We start from the raw sequence: 23,103 nt of genomic DNA on the forward strand, positions 1-23,103 counted from the left end.
GTTCAACGACCAAGGAATCAAGGTGATGAAGCGTCTGGTGTTATTGATGGTTTTGAGCGGGCTGCCCTTTGCCCTGCAGGCCGGCCCGCAGATCAATGTCGGGACGGTCTACGACTACCTCGACGGTGACAAGAGCACTTACCTGAAACGGGTATTCAACAGCGGCGACAGCACTGCATTCGTCAAGGTCAACATCCTCGAAATCCTCTACGACGCCGACGGCACCTCGCGGGAAATCGAGGTCAGGAGCCAGGCCGACATGAGCAGTCGAGACGGCCTGATGGCCAGCCCCGCGCGGCTGATCGTGCCGGCCAACGGCATGCAGGGTACGCGTCTGTTGATGATGGGCGAGCGTGACCGGGAGCGCTATTTCCGCGTGCGGTTCATCCCCGTTGTCCCGGAAAAGGAAGACGAATTCGCCGTGTCCGCCGAAGAGCGTGAGCAATACAAAACCACGCTGTCGGCCGGGGTCAACGTCATGACCGGTTTCGGTACGGTGTTCTTTGTGCGCCCGAAAAGCAGTCGCTTCGACAGCGTGATCGAAGACACCCCGGCCACGTATCGAGTGCGCAATAACGGCAACACCGTGGTGCTGATCGACGAGTTCCGCAATTGTGCGCTGAAAGACGAAACCACCTGCCAGCCAACCACCAAACACCACATCCGCGCAGGCAACAGTTTCGAGTTCGACAAGCAGGCCGGACGTGAATACCGCTTCAATCTGGTGGAAGGCGACAGCAAGAAGTCCCTGCGCGTAGCCGGCCAATCATCAGGGGGGGCCTGAAATGATCAAGCCATCGTTGATGATCCTGTGCGCGGGCGTGCTGACCCTGTTCAGCGCAGAATCGTTTGCGGCACGCGAAGAGCATCGGTTCGAGGTGTCGGTGGATATTCCGACGCTGGGTTTTTATGTGATACCGGCCGAAACGAACTGGATTCATCGTGCGCAGATTCTGCCGTGGAATATCAGCACCAAGAGCCTCGGCGGAATGCGCAAACACTTCGACCTCAGGCACGACACCAGTGCCATCGAGGCCCGCCTTGAGAACGCCGCGTTTCTGTCCAATGGTCGCGAGGAGCAGAACATTTATCTGCGCGTCAGCTTCGCCGATACCGTGCTGACTCACGAGACGCCGCGTCAGGTGGTTTCTGCGGAGCAGGCCAGGGCCGGCGGGCGTTATGCGCTGGAGATCCAGCCGATCACGCCCGCCGGCGGCTATAAGCCGGGGAATTACTATGGCAACGTGCACCTGATCTTCAATGCGGCGGCGCCCTGAGGTTGCCCGGCCTGCCCGATGTGCAACGGGCAGGCCGGCACGCCGTTATCAAAGCCCGGCGCGGGTCAGGGCTTCACGGGTCAGGCGACGCGCGAGCTCTTTTTCGTCATCCGCCAGATCGACCAGCAGCCGGTCGAACAGCGCGTCGCTGATCGGTTCTTCATTGAACACCACGGTTGCCGGCGCCGGCAGATCGTTCATCAACGTCTTGAGCTGTTCGCGCAAGGCTGCGCGTTCCTCGGCCACGGTCGATTGCACCCACTGGCGCTGGATCTCGCGCAGCGATTCAAAGGCTTCGTAGCGGTGCTGGAACAGACGCTTGTTGCTTTCCAGGCGCACGGGATAGCGCTCGCTCAAATACTCTTTCCAGAAGTCGAGCTCAAGCATCTGGTTGACCAGGCCATCACCTTCACCCAGCGCCAGTACCGTGTCGCAGGCCTGATCGATCATCGCGTCAGTGACGCCGGACACCGCCCGGTACAGCATGCCCTCGGACTGCCAGGGCAAGCCGAGACGTTTGGCCAGGCCGGTCTGGTAGGCCAGATAAGCTTCCACGTCGTCGGGATTGCCGCCACGGCTGGCGACATCGGCCCGGGCGATTTCGTTGACCTGTTCCAGGCGCGCCGCGCCTTTGGCCAGCGTCACCAGCTTCAGTTCCAGTTCCTTCGGCTCGACCGAATAGGCATGCGCCTCGTAGGCCAGCACGTTCACCCCCATGTGGTTGAACAGCTGCGTACCGGCATCGGCGCAGTCCACCGGCGCCACCACCATGGTGAACAGTTTTTCGCGCAAGCGACTGTCGACGTGCACGGCGTCGAGCATGCGCCAGACGCGTTGCATCAACTGCTCGCGCGCCGTTCCGCCAGCGCGGAAATCGGCAAACTCACGCACGCTGAGCAACGTCGCCATGAACGGTGCGGCCATGGGATCTTCCACCAGCTCTGTCCACGGTGTTTCGCGATCAATGCCCCAGCCCGGCACGTCGGACCAGTAGTCGGCGCCATAGTTGGAGATGATCGAGGTGCCCGGGATGGCGACCGGCATGATCGGCTCCGGTGGCAGTGCCATCGAACGGCGACTGTCCTGGTAACGCAACTGGTTGAGGTCCGACAGGGCGGCGACGTCCAGACGCGTGCGCGCCACCAGCCATTGCGCATCGGAACCGCTCGGCACGTCGGGGATTACCGTCAGCGGGTTGCCGCGCAGATCGAGCAGCAAACCGCGTGGCCGTGGCTTGGCCAGAATGCCGTCAGGCCAGCTGGTCAGGCCGGTGTTCTTCAGCGCCACCACCTTGAGGCGCGGCATGCGCGACAGATCAGGCGACAGCCCCAGCGGGTTGTCGTCCATTCTCAGCACTTCGAGGTAGGTCAGGCTGCCCAGCCGTTCGACGGCGGCGCGGTCCAGCACAATGTGGTTGTTGTTCAGGCGCAGACGTTCGAGGCGGCGCATTGTGGTTCCGATGCGGTCCGGCAAGCGCGTCAGCTCGCAGTATTTGGCGCTCAGCTCGACCACGTTCGGAAAGTCTTTGAGCAGGCCGTTGGCGTCGGGGGAAAACCGCGCGTTGTCGAGATTGAGCAGCGTGACCTTGTCGAGAAACTTCTTCAGCGGTGGACGTTTCGCCCACCAGGTTTCCAGATTCGTGGAGAGCAGTTCCCGCGACAGATCCAGCGCATAGGCGGACGGATCGGCGCGGTTGCCCAGGTGCGCGTTCTTGCGTTCGAAGCAGTCCAGCAGACTTTCGTAGATATGCAGCCCGCCACCGTCACGGAACCCCTGACTGCCCGGCCCCCAGGTCTGCGGTTGCTGATAGCGCCAGCGATGGACGATGACCCGCAGTTCATCGAGTTCATCTTCATGTGCCTCGATGGCCTTGAGCGGCTCGCCGCGTTCGGTCAGGGCATTGGCAAACGCTTCGACCTCGCTCGGGCTGAAATGCGGATGCAGATCCTGGATGCGTTGCTCCAGCGTGGCGGCATTGCGGCTCAGGCCCGGGCCGCGCACCAGAAACAGGGTGTTGTATTCAGCGATCGGGCGGATCGGCGGACTGGCGAGTAGCGTGCGCCGCTCGCTGGGGGCCTGGGTTCTGGCGATGATCCACTGCTTGAACGGTTCGATGTCGTCGGTTCGATACCCCAGGGCACTGCGGCCATCGTGATTGATCGCCTGCAGGATTGCCTCGTACAGGCCACTGGCAGGGTGGATCGGCAGGTCCGCGCCATCGCGCACTTGATAGCGATCGGCAGCGACCCGCACCAGCACCCGGACGCGCTCGGCGACCGCGGCACCGGCTTCGCAACGCAACTCGCCATCGAACGTGCCTTCACGGATTTCAATCCGCAGCGCCCCGAAGGTATCGCTGTAATGCCGCAGCGCGCCGAGGATCAGCCGTTCGCTGTCGATATTGCTCAGGGCTTCCTGCTGCAAACCCTGGGCGGCGCGCACGGACTGCAATTCAAACTGCACCTCGCGGGCGGTCGTGCGCAAACGCAAGGGCAAACGGCGCTGCGTCGTGGCTTGCTGCTGTTCCAGCGGCCGGGCATGGGACACCACCCGTTCGGCGAGAACCGGCGTCAACTGTGGACAATCCACCAGCACCTGGCTGGCCGCCGGCGACAGTGGCGTGTCGGGCTGCACCGGGCGCGCCGGGCCGAGTCGATCCAGCGTGTCGCTGAGCAACGGTGGCGGCGGGGTGTTGTCGACATGCATGCGACGCAGCATGTCCTCGTCGGTGCCGGTCAGCAGGCGCAGGTGCTCCAGTTGCGCGTCGCTGAAACCATCGGTGCGATGGCCGATGCGCCGCAGCAGTTTTCGACTGTCCCACAGACGCGGGTTTTCCGTTTCACAGACCCAGGCCCCGTCGGCGTTGTGCGCAAGCGTCGGCGCGTAGGCCCGGGGACGTCGCGGATGGCGCAGGCGGTGTTTCCCGGAAACCGGATCCTTGGTCACCTCGAAGACGTGTTGATCCAGGCGCAGCAATTGTTTGTCCCCCAGCGTATGAACGCCGTGCGCATCCGGGCGGGCCGGGCTCGGCAGGGTCTGTTCCGGCAGGCGATAGGGCGCCAGATCCGGGTGCCACAGGCGGGTCTGGCCATCGGCCAACTGCACCGGTTTCAGGCCTTCGACAAACGACGACAGCTTGACCCGTGCGACACGTCCCAGGCTGGCGCCAGCGGCGAAGGCGCCGAGCTGGACGATGCTTTGCAGCACGCCAATGGCTTGCTCACCCGCTTCGGCCAAATGCCCTTCGGCCATGTCGACGATGCCTTCAAAGACGCCGTCGAGCAGTTGATACGTGGTGTAGGCCAGCATCAATTCGCCGAGCCCCGGCACCAGCGGGGTCACCACCAGCAGCGCCACGTTGAAAATATCCGAGAGGATTTTCCCTAGGTTGTCCCACCAGGCCCAACGGGCCATGCGGTCGGCATACTCGGTGGAAATGGCGATCTCCCGGGCGTCATTGAAAATCTTGTTGAGCTTCTGCTGATGGAAGTAAGCCCAGAGACTGCCGGTGTAGCGGGTATCGCGGTCGTCCTGGACTTTCGTCAGGCGAAAGCGCAGGTCGGGGTGATCCACAGGCGTTTCGCGCCAACTGGGCAGGTGGGTTCCCGGCGGTACGGCGTGCCATTTCACGGTGCTCAGGCGGGCGTTCAAGCCTGCAAAAAAATGCCCGCGCTGCTGATGGTTGACGAACTGGCTGAAAAACCGCTGATAGCTGCCGGTAGCGTCGCGGTCACGCAGTTGCCGCGTCAGTTCCGCCATGAAGTCCAGCGCCGAGGGGTATTGTTTGAGCGGGTGTTCCGGGTCATGGGGCACATAGGCAATCACCGGGACCGGGGCGTTGGCGGTGTCCACGTCGGGGGCGATGAGGGTGATACCGGTCAGCGCCGTATCCATCATGGCGAGGTTGTAGTAGTTGATGGCACGCCCGCGCCAGCGCAGGTTGCGCCGGTCATCGAGCATGCCCTGAATGACCTCGTAGGCGTCGCGGTCAATGTCCTTTTTTGCCAGAGCCAACTGGGCACAGACGCTCAATGTACTTTTTTGACTGAAGATGACCCGGTACTGCAAAACCTGGCGGGCCACACGGTTGCCCGAGCGCAGAAAATCATTGAGATGCTGCTCGTATCGGGCGCCGATATTCAGCTCGCGGCACAGTGACTTGAACTGCTCGATACTCACTTTGTGCTTGAGCGGCCTGACCGTGAAGTGGCCGTTGGCATCGGGGCGGGTAATGAACTCCGAGGCCGGGCTGAACGCTTCATCGCGGGAGAAATTATGCAATGCAGCGTCGAGCAGCGAGACGGTCCGGCTGGTGGTTGCACCGGCAAAGTCATGGGCCCACCACGCGCTGTTGACGGGGGCGTACAGGCGCAGCCAGGTGTTCTCGACGTCGTCTTCGACACCGAAGCGCTGTTGCAGTGCCTGCTGTAATAACGGTTTGGCGAAGGCGTAGACGTCTTGCAGACTGCTCAAGGCCTTGTCCACGTCGTTTTGTGCTTTCCAGGCATTTTGCATCTGCTGTTGCAGACGCCGATGTTCGGCGTCCGATACCTCTTGATACCAGGCCGGCAGTTTCAGTCGGTGCAGCTGCAATTCATTGACCCGCTTTGCTGAGCTTGCGCGCAGCCAGGCCGGGATGGCTTTTTCGATCGTCTGATAATGAACACTGACATCCGGTGAGACGAGGTGCGCCGTGCGTGGCGGTTGCCCCTGCGGGGAAAGGGTGGGCATTGCTGGATCGTCCTTGATCAAAAATGGAACGATCAGCCTAGGCAAGGACAGTGGGTGAAAAAAGCGCAAATACCCGGTTGAAAGCGCCGGGGTTACGCGCGGAGGCTTCGAAAAACACGGAGTGAAAAATACACAGTTACCACCACGCCACGCTGCTTTCGTGGCTTAGCGGGCGGCGGTGACCTCCGGCGCCTGGCACATCGTGTGTGTGCCCGGTTGCAGGTACGGCGAAAGGATCGGCGCCATGCCCTTGAGCACTTGCACCGGCAGCGCCGAGGTGAACTTGAAGTTCTCCGCCGAGCGCCCAGGGACGAACGCGGTGAGCGTACCGAAGTGGTTGTTGCCGATGTAGAACACGAAGGTCGCGGTACGGTTGATCGACTTCGAACTGAGTATCCGCCCGCCGGAGCCGATGGCTTCGATGCGGTTGTCGCCGGTGCCGGTCTTGCCGCCCATCACCAGCGGGGTGCCGTCGGCGGTTTTGAAACTGCCGGACACCCGTTTCGCCGTACCCGAGTCCACCACTTGTGAAAGAGCCTCGCGCATCGCTGTGGCGACCTCCGATGGCATCACCCGTTTGCCCACATGCGGGTCGTTGGTCAGACGCGTTTCATACGGGGTGTCTGCAGCAAAGTGCAGGCTGTCGATGCGCAGGGTCGGCATGCGCACGCCGTCGTTGAGGATGGTGCCGATCAGTTCGGCGAGCGCCGCCGGGCGGTCGCCGGAGCTGCCGATGGCGGTGGCCAGCGACGGCACCAGATGGTCGAACGGATAGCCGACTTTCTGCCAGCGCTGGTGGATTTCCAGGAACGCTTCGATCTCGAGCATGGTGCGGATGCGGCTGTCGCGGGCGCCCTTGTGCTTGCTCTTGAACAGCCAGCTATAGACTTCCTGACGCTCGAACTGGCTGGCCTTGACCACCTGGCTGAAGGTGGCGTCCGGGTTGTGCAGCAGATAGCCCATCAACCACAGGTCCAGTGGGTGGACCTTGGCGATGAAGCCCTGATCCGGCAGATCGTAGGTGCCCGGGCCGTAGGCGTCGTACAACCGGATCAGGCGATCGTCGGTGAGTTTCTCGGTGAGCTTGGCGCCTTTGAGGTGTGCGCGGACGAAGCTGTTGAAATCTTCCTGACTGGCATTGGGCAGCAGATAACGATGCACGGCGGCCATGCGGATCGGGGTCGGGCGCATGCTGTCGAGGAAGGTGTCGAGGCGCGCCTGGGTGTCCTTGTTCTTGTACTTCTTCCAGAACTTGAGCAGGAACGAGGTGCCTTCGCGGTCAGCGAAACTGGCCAGGTATTCCTGACGTCGCGGATCGCGGTCGTCTTTGAGCAGTTCGGCGCTGCTGTTGGGGCCGGAGTAGGTGACGTAGCGCACCACGTCGCGCATCAGGCGAATGAATGGCAGGTTGATCGACTCGCGCAGCGCATCGCGCAGGGTCGGCAGGCGGCCGTTGTCTTCCTTGCGAAAGTTGTGGAACACATGCAGGCCGCCACCGGTGAAAAACGCCTCGCCGGGGCTGGCCGAATATTTGCGGTCGAGCGCGGCGCCGAGCATTTTCGACAGGTCGTGGTCCTTGTTCTGGATCAGGTAATCGATCACCCACTGGCTGAGGCGGTCCTGATCCGGTACTTCGACCTTCTTCAGTTCCGGCACGCTCATGGCGCCGTACTTGTCGTGCAGTTCGGAGATGATCTGCAGGTAAGTGGTGAGCACGCGCATCTTCGCCGTCGAGCCGAGCTCCAGCTTGCTGCCTTCGTTGATGTCGAACGGCTGGTCGGTGCTGTCGGTCTGCACGCGCACCCGCGAGCCGTCCGGGGTCAGTTCGAACAGGGTGAAACTGTAGCGCACCTGGGTGGTGCTGGTGGGGGTGAGCAGGCGTTCGCCAATCAGGCCGATCTGCCCGGCAAACGTGGGGTCGGCGAGTTTTTTCAGGTAATCGGTAGCCTGGGTCTGCAACTCGCCCTGCAAGGTGCTGGTGGCCGAGAGGTCGAGGCGATCGAGGTCATACAGCGGACGGTTGAGCATACTCGCCAGACGGCTGCGGGCGACGCTGATGCCCTTGTTGGTTTCGATCGGCTGAAGGGTCGGCTGGGTCTGCCAGTCGCGGTAAGTGACCTTGCTCGCCAGTGCGGCATCGGCCAGCGCGCTGTCGATCACGCCGCCCTGTTTGAGCAGGCGCAAGTGGCTGTCGGTGAGGTCGGCGAGTTCTTCGCGGCCTTTGGTCAGGTAATGCGAAGGGCGGCGCTGGGCGATCATCAGCGAGAGCATTTCGCGCAGGGCCAGGCCTTTGTCGGCCATGGTTTTCGCATCGGTGGCCGGGCTGTTCAGCTGTGCATTGGCCTGGTTGAAATCGCTGCCGTACCAGACCCGCAAACCTTCGGCCATGCCGTGTACTTCACCGTGCCCCGGCACAGCGGAAAGCGGCACGCTGTTGAGGTAGTCGCGGATAATGTTCTGCCGCGCGCCGAGGGTTTCCGGGCCGGGCTGATAGGCACGCACGCTGGCGGAAATCATCTGACGGATCTTCTCGGCGCCAGACACCGTCAGGCCATCGGGCGAGTGCCGGTACTTCTCCAGTTGCGTCGCCAGGGTGCTGCCGCCCGCCGATTGCCCCGGCAGATGGAGCAACTTCGCCACTTGCGACCACGCGGCCATGCCGAAGCGCGGCCAGTCCACCGCCGGGTTGGCCAACGGTTGCTTGGGGTCGAGCAGAAAGCGGTTTTCGATGAACAGCAGACTGCTGACCACCACCGGCGGAATTGCCGCAAAACTCGAATACAGCTGCTGCGGATACTTGTACTGATACAACGGCGCGGCGCGGCAATCGGTGATCGACAGCCCGGCCTGGATCTTTTCCGAATAGGGCACGAACAGGCCCTTGTCGGTGTAGCTCAACAGCGCGGGTGAAAATCGCGTCTGTTCGGTGATCACATAATTGCGCTTGAGCAGGCGTGGCAGGAATTCATCGAGGGAGCTGTAGCCCAGACGCAGATCGAACGGCCCGTTGCCCGGATAGCGGATCGCTTCGCTGGGGCCGGGCTCCAACTGATATTTGAGCGAGGCGGCGTACTGGCTCAGCTCCCGGGACTGGAAACGCGAGGTACGCATCTCCTTGCTCGCGGCCAGACCCACCACGATGGCGATAATCAGCAGCAATAACCAGAACGCCTTCCAGCCATGCCGGCTGCGGCGTTTTTTTGGGGGGACAGGCGCTTCATCCACACGTTCAGTCGGAACCACGGCTTTACTCGAATCGGTTTGCCACAAAGCGCCCATAGTCGATTGATCCATTCACGCAGATTGATCGGACTTGACTGAAGCTTAGACGGTGGTTGGTGATGGGGAAAAAAAAGTGCGGGGAAGCCATCTGAACAAAACTGGAGTCGCTGGCTATTTTGAGTGGAGGTTAACTGTGGTGAGGGGATTTATCTGTGGTGAGGGGATTTATCCCCGATGGGGCGCGAAGCGGCCCCTGAACAAGGGGCTACGCATTTTAATAGCTGGGCCTGCTGCGCAGTCCATCGGGGATAAATCCCCTCGCCACAGATAAGTCCCCTCACCACATTCAAATCTCCTGACCACAGATGAATTGACATGATTGAGTTTAGGTAATGGACCTAGAGCCAGCAGGCGTCCCAAAGCGGGTAGTCGCCAATCCGCTCCACCAATCCTGCCCGTAGCGGATTGGCGATGATGTAACGGGCGAACGGTTTCAAGTCTTCGCCATCACGGATGGCGCGGTCGTGATAGCCGGTTTGCCACAATCGACCGCGACGACCGGTTTTCCTGTTAACGGCTTGGGTGCAGCGCGCCTTTACCGCGCCAACGATTTTGCCAAGATTGTCGCTTTTCAACTGCATCAACCAATGAAAGTGATCAGGCATGACCACCCAGGCGATGGACTCTACTAAGCCTTGTTCATGGGCGTGGCGAAACTCTGCAACCAATAAACGGCCTGTGCGCCAGTCGGAAAATACGGGGTGGCGGTCATACACCACTGAAGTGACGAAATAGGCTCGGTCTGTTTCGGAATGTCGTCCTAAACGAAGACGGTAGGAATTTGGTTTGACTGGCATGTTCGCTCCCTGCGTTCAGTCATCAAGGCCTGAAGGCTAGTGGCGGATTACTTGAGCCGGGTCTGTAAATGCCGTAGGAATTTTCGTTTTTCAGGCGGGGCGGGGAATATTGACGTCACGTGTGGCGAGGGGATTTATCCCCGATGGGGCGCGAAGCGGCCCTGACCAAGGGTGATCACATTTTAAGAGCTTGGGCCTGCTGCGCAGTCCATCGGGGATAAATCCCCTCACCACAGAAAGCTTTCAACGCAATAGGCCATATGAACTGAGGAGTACCGGTTTAGAGCTGTTTAATCTTCAAGACCACCAAAGCAGGGCCATGACGGTGCACCATCATCGTGCAATACTCGCCGGGATTTTTGTGGTGAATATTCCTACGCATATCAGGTAATATCTCTCCGCAAAGCGGCTTTTTGCCGAGACTTCTAGCTGAATGTTGTCACTTATAGAGTGAAAAGCCCTGTGACAAGCTTTCTATACTGCACGCCCCGCTGATCTTGCAGGCAGGGTCCTGCATGACGTGTCTGCCCACGAAGCAGGCGCGGTGTCGGGAAGCTGAGGCCTATCGGTCGGGGCTTCGACACACGGTGGTCATATCCAATAACAAGACGAGGTTGTATCCCTATGCCAGTCGGCAATCACCTGCCCCATGGCGAGACCGCTCACGGCGGCCCGCTTAAACGCGAACTCGGCGAACGGCATATTCGCCTGATGGCACTCGGTGCCTGTATCGGCGTCGGCCTGTTTCTCGGCTCGGCCAAGGCCATTGAAATGGCCGGCCCGGCGATCATGCTGTCGTACATTCTCGGCGGCCTGGCGATCCTGGTGATCATGCGCGCCCTCGGTGAAATGGCCGTACACAACCCGGTGGCCGGCTCGTTCAGCCGCTACGCCCAGGACTACCTCGGCCCGCTGGCGGGCTTTCTCACTGGCTGGAACTACTGGTTCCTGTGGCTGGTGACCTGCGTCGCGGAAATCACCGCCGTCGCCGTGTACATGGGCATCTGGTTCCCCGATGTACCGCGCTGGATCTGGGCCCTCGCGGCGCTGATCAGCATGGGCTCGATCAACCTCATCGCGGTAAAAGCCTTCGGTGAATTCGAGTTCTGGTTCGCCCTGATCAAGATCGTCACCATCATCGCCATGGTCATCGGCGGCGTCGGCATCATTGCTTTCGGTTTCGGCAACGACGGCGTGGCGCTGGGGATTTCCAACCTGTGGGCCCACGGCGGCTTCATGCCCAACGGCGTGACCGGTGTGCTGATGTCCCTGCAAATGGTCATGTTCGCCTACCTCGGTGTCGAAATGATCGGCCTGACCGCCGGTGAAGCGAAGAACCCGCAGAAGACCATTCCCGATGCGATCGGCTCGGTGTTCTGGCGCATTCTGCTGTTCTACGTCGGCGCGCTGTTCGTGATCCTGTCGATCTACCCGTGGAACGAAATTGGCACCCAGGGCAGCCCGTTCGTGATGACCTTCGAGCGTCTGGGCATCAAGACCGCCGCCGGCATCATCAACTTCGTGGTGATCACTGCGGCGCTGTCGTCGTGCAACGGCGGCATCTTCAGCACCGGGCGCATGCTCTACAGCCTGGCGCAGAACGGCCAGGCCCCGGCCGGGTTCGCCAAGACCTCCAATGGCGTGCCACGCCGCGCGCTGCTGCTGTCGATTTTCGCGCTGCTGATCGGCGTGCTGCTCAACTACCTGGTGCCGGAGAAAGTCTTCGTCTGGGTGACGTCGATTGCGACCTTCGGCGCGATCTGGACCTGGGTGATGATCCTGCTGGCGCAACTGAAATTCCGCAAAGGCCTGAGCGCCAGCGAACGTGCCGGCCTGAAATACAAGATGTGGTTGTATCCGGTCAGTTCGTACTTCGCGCTGGCGTTTCTGGTGCTGGTGGTCGGCCTGATGGCGTACTTCCCGGACACCCGCGTGGCGCTATATGTGGGGCCGGTGTTCCTGGTGCTGCTGACCGTGTTGTTCTACGTGTTCAAGCTGCAACCGACCGGTGAAACGCAGGGTGCGGTGCGTTCGGTCTCGTAAGTCAACGGTAAGGTAACAAACAAGCCCCGGCCTATTGGTCGGGGTTTTTTATGGGCGTTTCAGAAGCTGTAACCGCCGGTCTGAAAGCGCGATAAAAACCTCGAAGCAAGGCTCAAACCTGTATCACTTCGCAAATTTCGCGCGGCATTGAAACGGGGCGCGCACATGAGAACGAGCGCATTTCTCCAACGAGAACTCAGTCAGCGTCAGGTCGTGCTGTTCTTCCTGCTGGCTACCGCGTTGTACGTCCTGCCCCTGATCCTCGCCGACTTTCCCTACATCGACGATAACTGGCGCACGCTGGCCGCCGGCAATGCCTGGGCCGGGCAGGGGCGATTGTTTGCCGACTGGTTTTATCAAGCGCTGACGTTCACCGGCGCCGCGCCGAACATCTTTCCGTTGCTGCTGTTGCTCGCCGTCGTAGCGATGAGTCTGGCCCTGACGCGCCTGACCTTTCACTACTTTGCAGAACCGACGCTGGCCTGCTGTCTGGTGCCGTTGCCGCTCTGGTATAACCCGTTCCTGCTGCAGAACTTGTCCTATCAATACGACGGCCCGATCATGGCCCTGAGCATGGTCGCGGCGATCTACGCCATCACATTCGAAGGTTCATCGCGGGTGCAGCGCTGGCTGGTGCCTGCGGCGTTGCTGGCGCTGGCAATCGGTCTTTATCAGATCAGCTTCAATGTGTTTCTCGGGCTGTGTTGTGTCGAGTTGATCAGGGCTGTTCAGCGGCGAACGCAGTGGCCGGAGATTCTGCGGATGCTGGGCTGGAAACTCGCACAAGCGGGCCTGGGCATCCTGATCTACAGCGCCACGGCGTACCCTTTCATGGAAACGTTGCGAAAAACGGATCTGTTGAACCTGGACGCCGATCCGCTGTTGCAGATCGGCATCAATTTCGCTCGGGTCCTGGAGAAAGTCGCGCTGCTGTTTCACGGTGGCTACCCGTGGGTTTTCGCTGCGCTGGTGTTGTGTGCGATCGCTGGCAGTGTGCGACTGGTTCAGTGCCGCCCGCACCGTTGGCCAGACTTGCTGCTGTGCTTGCTCACGCTGCCTGTCCTGGCTTTGCTGGTGCCGGGGATCACGCTGCTGTTCCGTGACTTCAATGAGGGCGCGCGCACCCTGATGGGCTTCGGCGTGTTGTTGCTGGGGTTGTTCTATCTGTCTCACGTTGCGTTGGCATCCGCGCACCGTCGCTTGCCCTTGCTGCTGATTATTCCGCTGCTGGCGACACTCTCGCTGTCCTTCGCCTACGGCCGGGTACTGAATCTGCAGAAAACCTTCGCCAACAGCGCGCTGTACAGCCTGAGCCACGACATCGCCGCCCATCGCGAGTTGCGTGAAGCCAAGCGGATCTATCTCTCGGTGAGCTACTCCGATCGCTGGCTGGTCAGTGCGACCGGTTCATTCAAACGGCTACCGGTTCTGAAGTATTTGCTCAACGTCGACTACTTCATGCTCGCGGAAAATCTGCCGTCAGCAGGCATTACCAACGTGGTCACCGAACGCGAGCGGCGCAACGCCACCCGCGTCGGCTATCAGGGGTTTCCAGCGCTGGTGGACAGCCTGTATTACCGGATTTACCTGATTGGCGATTACGGTTTCATCGTCATGAAAGAGCCGCCGCCCCACCGCCTGCTCAGTTGGTGACGATGCTCAGGCTGCCGCCACTTCCTGCGGCTCAAAGCTGTCTGCTCGCGCCATCTGCCACATCCGCGAATAGAACTCGCCATTCACCTCACCCGTGAGCAATTCCCCCGGTTTCAGAAACACATGCAACTGCGAAAACAGTTTGATCTCGGTCGCCGACATGCGGCGCACCAGGTGCTTGGCCGACAGTTGCGACGGATGCTCAAGGCCTGCGGCGGCGAGCATTTCTGCCAGCGCCTTGAGCGTGTTGCGGTGGAAGTTGTAGACGCGCTGGGCCTTGTCCGGGACGACGAGGGCGCGTTGGCGCAGAGCGTCCTGGGTGGCGACGCCGGTCGGGCATTTGTTGGTGTGGCAGCTTTGCGACTGGATGCAGCCGATGGCGAACATGAAGCCGCGCGCGGAGTTGGCCCAGTCGGCGCCGATGGCCAGCACGCTGGCGATGTCGAAGGCGCTGACGATCTTGCCGCTGGCGCCGAGTTTGATCTTGTCGCGCAGATTCAGGCCGACCAGGGTGTTGTGCACGAACAGCAGGCCTTCGCGCATCGGCACGCCGATGTGGTCGGTGAATTCGACCGGTGCGGCACCGGTGCCGCCTTCCTTGCCGTCGACCACGATGAAGTCCGGCAGGATGCCGGTTTCCAGCATGGCCTTGGCGATGCCCATGAATTCCCACGGATGCCCGAGGCAGAACTTGAAGCCCACCGGTTTGCCGCCGGACAGTTCACGCAGCTGCTGGATGAAATGCATCATTTCGATCGGCGTGGAAAACGCGCTGTGGCGTGACGGCGAGATGCAGTCTTCGCCCATCTGGATACCACGGGTGTCGGCGATTTCCTGGGTCACCTTGTGCTTGGGCAGAATCCCGCCGTGGCCGGGTTTGGCGCCCTGACTCATCTTGATTTCGATCATCCGCACCTGCGGATTCTGCGCCTGAATGGCGAAGCGTTCCGGGTCGAAGCGGCCATCGCTGGTGCGGCAGCCGAAGTAGCCGCTGCCCAGTTCCCACGTCAGGTCGCCGCCGTGTTCGCGGTGATACGGGCTGATGCTGCCTTCGCCGGTATCGTGGGCGAAGTTGCCGAGCTTGGCGCCCTGATTCAGCGCGCGGATGGCGTTGGCGCTGAGCGAGCCGAAGCTCATCGCCGAGATGTTGAACACCGAGGCCGAATACGGCTGGGTGCACTGCGGGCCGCCGACGGTGACGCGGAAACCGCTCGGGTCGCTCAACGGCGCCGGGCGCATCGAGTGGCCGATGAATTCGAAGCCCGATTGATACACGTCGATCAGCGTGCCGAAGGGTTTGTCGGCGCTTTCATTTTTCGCCCGCGAGTACACCAGCGAACGCTGGGCGCGGGAGAAGGGCAGGGCGTCGCTGTCGGATTCCAGCAGGTACTGGCGGATCTCCGGGCGGATGCCTTCGACCAGATAGCGGATGTTGCCCAGGATCGGGTAGTTGCGGCGCACCGCGTGCGGGCTCTGCAGCAGGTCGAACAGACCAAGCAGGCTCAGTACGCCGGTGACGGCGGTGATCGGCCACAGCCAGTCGTGTTCGAGAAAGGGCAGGCTGGCGAGGGTGAAAATCACGCAGACGGCAAAGAAGGCGTAGCGGCTCAGGAGTGACAGGCTCATACGGTTTCCTTGGTTCGGACTCAATGGTTTGCAAACCTGTGGCAGCAGGCGGGCCTGTTGATGAGATTTATTGTGGTGAGGGGATTTATCCCCGATGGGTGGCGAAGCCGCCCCAAAACCATTCACTGCGGTTTAACTGAAAGACCGCATGCATAGACTTGGGGCTGCTGCGCAGCCCATCGGGGATGAATCCCCTCACCACAGAGAATCTGTCGACACAGGAAAGCATTTCCACGCGTTATCAGGCGTTCTGCGCCTGGAGAAAAATCGAAAACAGCTCCGACTGGGATTTGATCCCCAGCTTGCTGTACATATGTTTCTTATGGACTTTCACGGTTTCTACGGAGATTTCCAGCTTACGGGCGATTTCTTTACTGGAGCAACCGCTGAGCATCAAACGCCCGACATCCAGCTCCCGGGCGGTCAGTTGCGCGCCCTTGAGTTGTTGCACCGACGCTTCCAGTTGCACCCGCCAGTCAGCGGGTGCAGGTGCGGCAGCGAGGGCCACGGTCTGGTTGATCTCGTACGGCAGACGCTGACGCAACAGGCCCAGCACCCACGGCTGGATCAATGACAGCAAGGCAATCTGTTCGCCAGTGAAACGTTTTTCACTGCCCAGCGACAGACACAGCGTGCGCTCGCCTTCGAGTTGGCAATTGAACTGGATTTCGTCGGCGACCACATTCAGACGAAAGTATCGCTGGTAATACTCGGTCAGCTCGAAATGCTCCGGTGCCACCTCGGACAGGCGGTACAGCCCGGTGCGCGACTGCTCGCGGCAGGCGATGTAGAACGGGTCGAGCAGGTACAACCCGCGCAGATAATCCTGAAACAGCGGGTCGGGACTGCCGTCCTCGCCGGGGCATTCGGCGAACACCTGCGGGTGCTGATCGGCACTGAACAGCAGCACCACCCAACTATCGAACGCCACGTACTGGTCGAGCAGGCGCACCAGTTGCGCCCAGAAATTCGGCTTGTCGAGCGCGTCGATCAGTTGCCCGACGGCGCGGTGCCAGGTGATGTCATCAAACGAAACGGTCATGGATCTACCCCTATCGGGTTACCCCGGCCGCGTGATTCCCTGGCCGGTTGCTTGCTGCGCATACTGGCCCACAGACAGCCACCGGGCAATCTTTCAGCGCCCGCTGCCCATCACAAGGAATTCTCATGAAAGTCGAACTCGCCCAACTGGCGGGCCGTGACAATGGCACCGCATACAACCTCGAACGTGTCCTCGCGGCGATTGCCGCATGCGCCGCCGACACGCAATTGATCGTGTTCCCGGAAACCCACCTGATGGGCTTCCCGAGCGCCGACACCGTGGCGCAGATCGCCGAGCCGCTGGATGGCCCGACCGTCCGCGCCGTGCTGGCCGCCGCCCGCGAGCGCAATATCGCCGTGGTGATCGGCATGGCCGAAAGCGACAACGGGCGCTTCTACAACACCACGCTGCTGATCACCCCGGAAGGCATCGCGCTGAAATATCGCAAAACCCACCTCTGGGCGTCGGATCGCGGCGTGTTCGAGGCGGGCGACCGCTATGCCACTTGCGAGTGGAACGGCGTGCGCGCCGGCCTGCTGATCTGCTACGACATCGAGTTTCCCGAATCCGCCCGCGCACTGGCGCAACTGGGTGCCGAATTCCTGATCGTGACCAACGGCAACATGGACCCGTACGCCCCGACTCACCGTACCGCGATCATGGCCCGCGCCCAGGAAAACCAGGCGTTTGCGCTGATGGTCAACCGCGTCGAGGCCGGGGATGACGGTTTGATGTTTGCCGGCGGCAGTGCGCTGGTGGATCCGTTGGGGGAATTGCTGTTCGAAGCGGGGCGGGAAGAGGGGCAGTTCAGCGTCGAGCTGGATTTCGACCGGTTGGAGGTTGCGCGCAAGGATTACCGCTACCTGGATGATCAGCGTTTGAAACTGCCGGGGGAGGTGGTGGAGCACGCTTCTGGATTGCGTGAGTTGCTGATTCCTGCGCGCTGATCCGGGTTCTGTGTCGGTCGGGCTGACGCCTTCGCGAGCAAGCCCGCTCTCACAGGGGAACGCGGTCACTGTGGGAGCGGGCTTGCTCGCGAAGAGGCCAGTCCAGACAACACACCTGCTTGATCCAAAAAACAACAAAGCCACACCCGAAACATTCGCCGAACTCGGCTCTGCCATAAATCCAATAACATTCGGAGTAAGTCGCCCATGGCTCGTTTGCAACGCACCCTGTCATTAGGGTCGGTGGTGCTGTTCGGCATCGCCTACATGACGCCGATCATTGTCCTCGGCACTTTCGGCATCCTCGCGCAATCCACCGCCGGCATGGTCCCGGCCGCGTATCTGGCGGCACTGGTGGCGATGTTCTTCACCGCCATGAGCTACGGGCACATGGCCGCCGCGTTCCCGGTCGCCGGTTCCGCCTACAGCTACGTGCGCAAGGCGATCAGCCCCAAGCTCGGCTTCATCGCCGGTTGGGCGGTATTGCTCGATTACCTGTTTTTGCCGATGGCGATCTGGCTGATCGGCGCGGCGTACCTCGCTTCGGCCTTCCCGTCGATCCCACAGTGGATCTGGGTGCTGGCGTTCATCGGCATCACCAGCGCGATCAACATCATCGGCCTGAAACTGGCCAACGGCATCAACGCCTTGCTGATGCTGGTGCAATTTCTGGTGCTGATCGCTTTCGTCGCGCTGTGCGTGCACTACGTCGGCGGCGATGTGCGCACGCCGTTGTGGTCGATCAAACCGTTCTTCAATGGCGACATGCAGATGCCGCTGATCATGAGTGGCGCGGCCATCGCCTGTTATTCGTTCCTCGGTTTCGACGCGGTCAGCACGCTGACCGAAGAGACCCGCGACCCACGCCGCACCATTCCACGGGCGATCATGTTGATCACGCTGATTGGCGGGCTGATCTTCGTCGGGGTGTCGTACTTTGTGCAGATCGCCCACCCGTCATTCCAGTTCGACAGCGTCGACTCGGCGGCCTATGAAATTGCGCGCAACATCGGCGGCGATCTGTTCGTCTCGATCTTCCTCATTGGCTTGGTCGTCGGCCAGTTCGCCTCGGGGTTGTCGGCCCAGGCCAGCGGTTCGCGTCTGCTGTTTGCCATGGGCCGCGACGGCGTGTTGCCCAAGTCATTTTTCGGCACCTTGCATGCGCGCTTCGGCACACCGGTCAACAGCATCCTGCTGTGTGCAGTGGTGGCGTTGCTGGCGCTGAAACTCGACGTGACCACGTCCACTTCGTTCATCAACTTCGGCGCGTTCCTGGCGTTCAGTCTGGTCAACCTGTCGGTGATCTTTCATTACTGGATCGGCGGCGAGAAAAAGGGCCCGCGTGAGCTGGTGCTGTTTCTGGTCTTCCCGTTCATCGGTCTGGTGGCGGACTTGTGGCTAATGGTCAGCCTGGATCACCTGGCGGTGTATCTGGGCCTGAGCTGGCTGGCGATTGGCGTGGTGTATCTGGCGGTGCTCACCGGCGGCTTTCGTCGTCAGCCGCCGGAGATGGATTTTCAGGAAGCGACCTGAGACACCTCAGGCTGCGGGTCGGCTTTGGCGCATCGGTAACTCGACGCGAAAGGTTGTGCCCACGCCCGGTTCGCTGCGGACTGAAATGTCGCCACCGTGTTTTTTCACGATGCCGTAGGACAGGGACAGGCCAAGCCCGGTGCCCTGACCGACCGGTTTGGTGGTGAAAAACGGATCGAAGATTTTCTGCAGGATGTCCGGCGCGATTCCCGCGCCGGTATCCGCGACTTCCACCCAGGCCGTGTCCTGCTGCTGCCCGGTACGCAAAGTAATGGTGCCGCGCTCGGGCCCCATGGCCTGCGCCGCGTTGACCACCAGGTTCATGATCACCTGATTGATTTGCGAGGGCAGGCACTCGATGTCCGGCAACGGTTGATATTCCTTGATCACATCGGCCTTGTACTTGAGTTCGCTGGCGACGATGTTCAGCGTCGAGTCGATGCCTTGTTGCAGATTGGCCCACTGCCATTGCTGATGGGTATCGACCCGGGAGAAATCCTTCAGATCCTTGACGATCTGTCCGACCCGGCCAATGCCTTCCTTGGATTCGCGGATCAACACCGGGATGTCTTCGAGCAGAAAATCCAGATCGGCGTCTTTGCGCAGTTGCTCAAGCCGGGCTACGGATTCGCTGTCCGGCGTGGGGCCCAGCGTCTGCCAGGCATCGAGTACGCTCAACAATTGGTTGAAGTAGCCGTCGAGGGTGCCGAGGTTGGAGGAGATGAAGCCGATCGGGTTATTGATTTCATGGGCCACGCCGGCCGCCATTTGCCCCAGTGAAGCAAGCTTTTCCGACTGCACCAACTGACTTTCCAGTTGCTTGCGTTCATCTATTTCGCGCTGCAGTTCTTCGCTGGCCTGCTTGAACTGCGCGGTACGCTGATCGACCAGATGTTCTAGATGATGCATCTGCAACGAGGCGCGTTCGGTCATCTGCCATTTGGTCAGCAGGGTGTTGGCCATCTGCTGCACTTCGATGTTGTCGAACGGCTTTTTCAGGATCAGTAACCGGTCATGCGCCTGCAGACGTTCGAGCAGTTCATCCCAGGAATAATCCGAGTAGGCGGTACACACCACCACCTGCAACAGCGGATCCTGCTGCCATAGATGCTCGATGGTTTTCGCGCCGTCCCAGCCGTCGGGCATGCGCATGTCGACGAAGGCCAGCGCGTAAGGGCGTTGTTCCTGCAAGGCCTGCATCAGTTTGCCCAGACCTTCCTCGCCGCCGTAGGCCGAGTCCAGCTCGAACGGCGGACGTTCGGCGCGAATCTGAGCGCCAAACAGTGCTGCTTCCATCTCGTCCAGTTCCACTGACTGTGCTGCCGGTGGCGCGAGGATCTTGCGGAAGTCTTCATGAATCGACGGCATGTCGTCGATCAGCAGAATGCGGCGGTTCGACAGCTCGCTCATGCGTTCTCCGTGACGCTGATCAGGGGGATCTGCAAGGTGAACAGCGCGCCTTTGCCCGGTCCGTCGCTGTGCGCGGTGAGGTGCCCGTTCATCTCGATGGCCGCCAGCGCGCAGCTGTGCAGACCGAAGCCGTGACCTTCCTTGCGGGTGGTGAAACCGTGGGCAAAGATCCGCGTCATGTTTTCCGGCGCGATGCCTTCGCCGTCGTCCCTGACGCTGATTTCGAGGAAGTTGTCATCGACGATTCTTACCGCCAGGGTCATGGTGCGGGGGCGGTTGCTGAGGTCAGACATGGCGTATTTGGCATTGCTGATGAGGTTGATCAGGATCAGCAGCAAACGGTGTTTGTCGCCCATCACCTGCGGCACCTCGGCGTACTCCTTGACCACCGTGACGTGATGCCGGGTCAGGGCCCCGGCGTTCATGCGCAACGCATCTTCGAGCAGCTCGTTGATAAACAGCGGCTCGGTCATGCTGTTGGCGCCGGCGTAGGATTGCTGGGTGGCGACGATGTCCTTGATGTGATCGACGCTTTTGTTCATCTGGTTCAATTCGTCGATCATTTCCTGCTGTTCCTGGGCGATGGCTCCGACCAACTGGTTGAGATAACCGGGGAGCAATTTGCCCTTGGCGTCTTCGCTGAGAAAGGCGCCGAGGTCGTGCGGGTGCTCGTTGATCAGCTGCATCGCCTTGCCCAGGCCCTGGGTCTTGCTGCTGCGCAGCTTGCGCGCGATCAGATCGCTGGAAATGTTCACGCTGTTGAGCACGTTGCCGACGTTGTGCAGCACGTTGGTGGCGATTTCCGCCATGCCGGCCTGACGTGCAGCGTCGAGCAGCTCGCTCTGGGCGTTCTTGAGTTCCCGGGTGCGCTCCTCGACGCGTTGCTCCAGCGCATCGTTGGCGGTTTGCAGGGCCGTATTGACCCGATTGATCTCGGCGAAACTGCCGATCAGGCGGATGGCCAGCCACACCAGCGACAACATCAGCAGCACCGAGAACAGCAGCAGATAGAAGTGGTATTGGCGGTCGACCTGATCGACGCGCTGTTGATCGCGATCGAGCATGGTGGTGAGGGTATCCAGGCGCTCGGCCACGGGAATGTTTTCGATGCTTTCGAGCAACTGATTGACCAGTGGCTGCTCGCGAGCGATCAGGCTGATGTGATTGCTCATGATCTTGATCGGGGCTTCAAACGCCGGCGGAAGGCGTTGGGCGTTGACCTTCAGTTTGTTCAGGCCGACCTCGATGTCGGCGGCCCTGTCGTCGGAGGTGACCTGGGCGAATTCCAAGGCGCTGAGCAGCAGGTCATAGGTGTCGGTGGTGATGTTCTGCAGCTGTAATTTATCCAGGTCCGCCAGGTTGGCGAGCTGCTCTTGGATGTCGTCTTCGGCGGTGGGCAAAAACGCCAGGGAATTGCGCAGCAGCGCGTTGTGCGATTTGAACTGTTCGACCAGACGGGTTTTCTCCTGCATCGCCTGCAGAAAACCCTCGTGAGCTTCGTTCCATTGCGCCGAGTCGCTGCGACCATGCCCGGATTCGATTGCGTCGAAGCGCGCCCACAGCCGGTTCATCTCGTTCATCGGTGACACCAACGGATCGTAGTTGTGGGTCAGTGCCACCCTGGCCTTGAGGATCTCGTTTTCCCACAGTGAGTTCTGCTGTTTGATCTGCCGGATCAGATCCCGCGACTCGGTGTACGTCATGGTCTGGTCGGAGCTGGACTTGAAGTACAGAAACAGCAGGATCGAGGCCAGTGCCAGGGCGACCAGGGTCAGCAACAGCAGGCTGCGTCGCCGCGAGATGTTGATCATGGTTTGTCTTCCCGTTGGCCGGTCAGGGTTGTGAGAAACAGCATGATCAGCCGTTTGTCCTCTTCGCTGGGCATGCGCCCCAGCTGATACTGGAACATCACATCCACGGCCCGTTCGAGGGTGGGCGCCGAGCCGTCGTGGAAATACGGTGCGGTGATCGCGACATTGCGCAGGCTCGGCACCTTGAACACCGCCCGGTCGACTTCGTCGCCGGTCACGTTGAAACGACCCTGATCGGCCACGGTCGGGTTGCCGCGATCGGCAATGTAATCACCGAACACGCCGAATTTCTGGAACATGTTGCCGCCGATGTTCACCCCCTGATGGCAGGCGATACAGCCGTACTCCTTGAAGCGCTGATAACCGTATTTTTCGTCCAGCGTGAGGATGTCGGTATTGCCCAGCAGGTACTGATCGAAGCGTGAGTTGGGGGTCAGCAAGGTACGTTCGAAACTGGCCAGCGCCTGCTGGATGTTGGTCTTGGTCACGCCGTCCGGGTAGGTGGCGGCGAAATCGCGGCGGTAATCGGCGTCGTTGGCGATCCGCTCGACGACCGTGCTCCAGTCGCTGCCCATTTCATGGGGGCTGGTGATGACGACATTGCTCTGTTCTTCCAGCGTCTCGACGCGGCCATCCCAGAACTGGCGGAAGTTGAGGCTGGCGTTGAACACGGTCGGCGTGTTGACCGCCACCGGTTTGCCGTCGAATCCCAGCGAGAGCGCCCGGCTGTCGGCACCGTTCTTGTCCAGTTGGTGGCAACTGGCACAGGACAGTGTGTTGTTGATCGACAAGCGTGGCTCGTGGAATAACCGACGACCCAGTTCCACGCGTCGGGCGTCCTGCTGTGGCACGGCGGGCAACGGTTTGAGCGGCTCGTCCAGCGGGTCGGCACTGGCCCCGGCGCAGAGTCCGCACAGCAGCAGCGTCATGGCGGGACGGAACAGGTTCATC

Annotated in this window: 14 protein-coding genes; 6 read left to right on the plus strand and 8 right to left on the minus strand. The window is 60.9% G+C overall.

The genetic code is table 11. The features are described 5' to 3' along the window. Positions 1-25: 25 nt before the first annotated feature. On the plus strand, positions 26-784 hold the full coding sequence (locus tag HDC30_RS16120) for a molecular chaperone (protein WP_183783960.1): 759 nt from the start codon (positions 26-28) through the stop codon (positions 782-784). Between the two features lies 1 nt (position 785). After that, the gene (locus HDC30_RS16125; protein WP_183783961.1) at positions 786-1,277 is read left to right on the plus strand and encodes a CS1 type fimbrial major subunit; all 492 of its coding nucleotides are present in this window, start codon (positions 786-788) and stop codon (positions 1,275-1,277) included. A 48-nt stretch (positions 1,278-1,325) separates the two neighbouring features. On the opposite strand, the gene HDC30_RS16130 is transcribed toward HDC30_RS16125, so the two are convergent. The 3 genes from HDC30_RS16130 to HDC30_RS16140 all read right to left on the minus strand — a co-directional run bounded on the left by HDC30_RS16130 (position 1,326) and on the right by HDC30_RS16140 (position 10,087). After that, complete coding sequence (locus HDC30_RS16130) at positions 1,326-6,008, minus strand: NEL-type E3 ubiquitin ligase domain-containing protein (protein ID WP_183783962.1); 4,683 nt, start codon at positions 6,006-6,008, stop codon at positions 1,326-1,328. Positions 6,009-6,173: 165 nt separating this feature from the next. Continuing rightward, positions 6,174-9,287, minus strand: a complete 3,114-nt coding sequence (locus tag HDC30_RS16135; RefSeq protein WP_097086093.1) for a transglycosylase domain-containing protein — start codon at positions 9,285-9,287, stop codon at positions 6,174-6,176. Between the two features lie 341 nt (positions 9,288-9,628). Then, the gene (locus tag HDC30_RS16140) at positions 9,629-10,087 is read right to left on the minus strand and encodes an REP-associated tyrosine transposase (protein WP_027612098.1); all 459 of its coding nucleotides are present in this window, start codon (positions 10,085-10,087) and stop codon (positions 9,629-9,631) included. Between the two features lie 624 nt (positions 10,088-10,711). Between HDC30_RS16140 and HDC30_RS16145 the strand changes: the two genes are divergently transcribed. Beyond that, complete coding sequence (locus HDC30_RS16145) at positions 10,712-12,130, plus strand: amino acid permease (protein ID WP_027612097.1); 1,419 nt, start codon at positions 10,712-10,714, stop codon at positions 12,128-12,130. Between the two features lie 165 nt (positions 12,131-12,295). Further along, complete coding sequence (locus tag HDC30_RS16150; RefSeq protein WP_183783963.1) at positions 12,296-13,783, plus strand: glucosyltransferase domain-containing protein; 1,488 nt, start codon at positions 12,296-12,298, stop codon at positions 13,781-13,783. 6 nt (positions 13,784-13,789) lie between these two features. Here HDC30_RS16150 and HDC30_RS16155 read toward each other — a convergent pair whose 3' ends face one another. Together HDC30_RS16155 and HDC30_RS16160 are read right to left on the minus strand one after the other, a co-directional pair. Further along, positions 13,790-15,409 (minus strand): FMN-binding glutamate synthase family protein, encoded by a 1,620-nt coding sequence (locus HDC30_RS16155; protein ID WP_183783965.1) that lies wholly within the window; start codon positions 15,407-15,409, stop codon positions 13,790-13,792. 241 nt (positions 15,410-15,650) lie between these two features. Next, positions 15,651-16,451 (minus strand): LuxR C-terminal-related transcriptional regulator, encoded by an 801-nt coding sequence (locus tag HDC30_RS16160; protein WP_027612094.1) that lies wholly within the window; start codon positions 16,449-16,451, stop codon positions 15,651-15,653. 125 nt (positions 16,452-16,576) lie between these two features. Between HDC30_RS16160 and HDC30_RS16165 the strand changes: the two genes are divergently transcribed. Next, the gene (locus tag HDC30_RS16165) at positions 16,577-17,398 is read left to right on the plus strand and encodes a carbon-nitrogen hydrolase family protein (RefSeq protein ID WP_183783967.1); all 822 of its coding nucleotides are present in this window, start codon (positions 16,577-16,579) and stop codon (positions 17,396-17,398) included. A gap of 207 nt (positions 17,399-17,605) precedes the next feature. Continuing rightward, complete coding sequence (locus HDC30_RS16170; protein WP_183783968.1) at positions 17,606-18,931, plus strand: APC family permease; 1,326 nt, start codon at positions 17,606-17,608, stop codon at positions 18,929-18,931. A gap of 6 nt (positions 18,932-18,937) precedes the next feature. Here the strand turns inward: HDC30_RS16170 and HDC30_RS16175 are convergent, their stop codons facing one another. The 3 genes from HDC30_RS16175 to HDC30_RS16185 are packed head-to-tail and all read right to left on the minus strand — an operon-like array spanning position 18,938 to position 23,102. Continuing rightward, complete coding sequence (locus HDC30_RS16175; protein ID WP_183783970.1) at positions 18,938-20,341, minus strand: ATP-binding protein; 1,404 nt, start codon at positions 20,339-20,341, stop codon at positions 18,938-18,940. Continuing rightward, positions 20,338-22,152 carry a DAHL domain-containing protein gene (locus HDC30_RS16180; protein ID WP_096795588.1) on the minus strand — a complete coding sequence of 605 codons (1,815 nt, stop codon included), beginning with the start codon at positions 22,150-22,152 and terminating at the stop codon, positions 20,338-20,340. Before HDC30_RS16180 ends, HDC30_RS16175 begins: the two co-directional genes overlap by 4 nt. Further along, complete coding sequence (locus tag HDC30_RS16185; RefSeq protein ID WP_183783972.1) at positions 22,149-23,102, minus strand: cytochrome-c peroxidase; 954 nt, start codon at positions 23,100-23,102, stop codon at positions 22,149-22,151. Before HDC30_RS16185 ends, HDC30_RS16180 begins: the two co-directional genes overlap by 4 nt. Position 23,103: the final 1 nt, after the last annotated feature.

It is taken from the genome of Pseudomonas sp. JAI115 (genome assembly GCF_014200835.1).
Classification (GTDB): domain Bacteria; phylum Pseudomonadota; class Gammaproteobacteria; order Pseudomonadales; family Pseudomonadaceae; genus Aquipseudomonas; species Aquipseudomonas putida_A.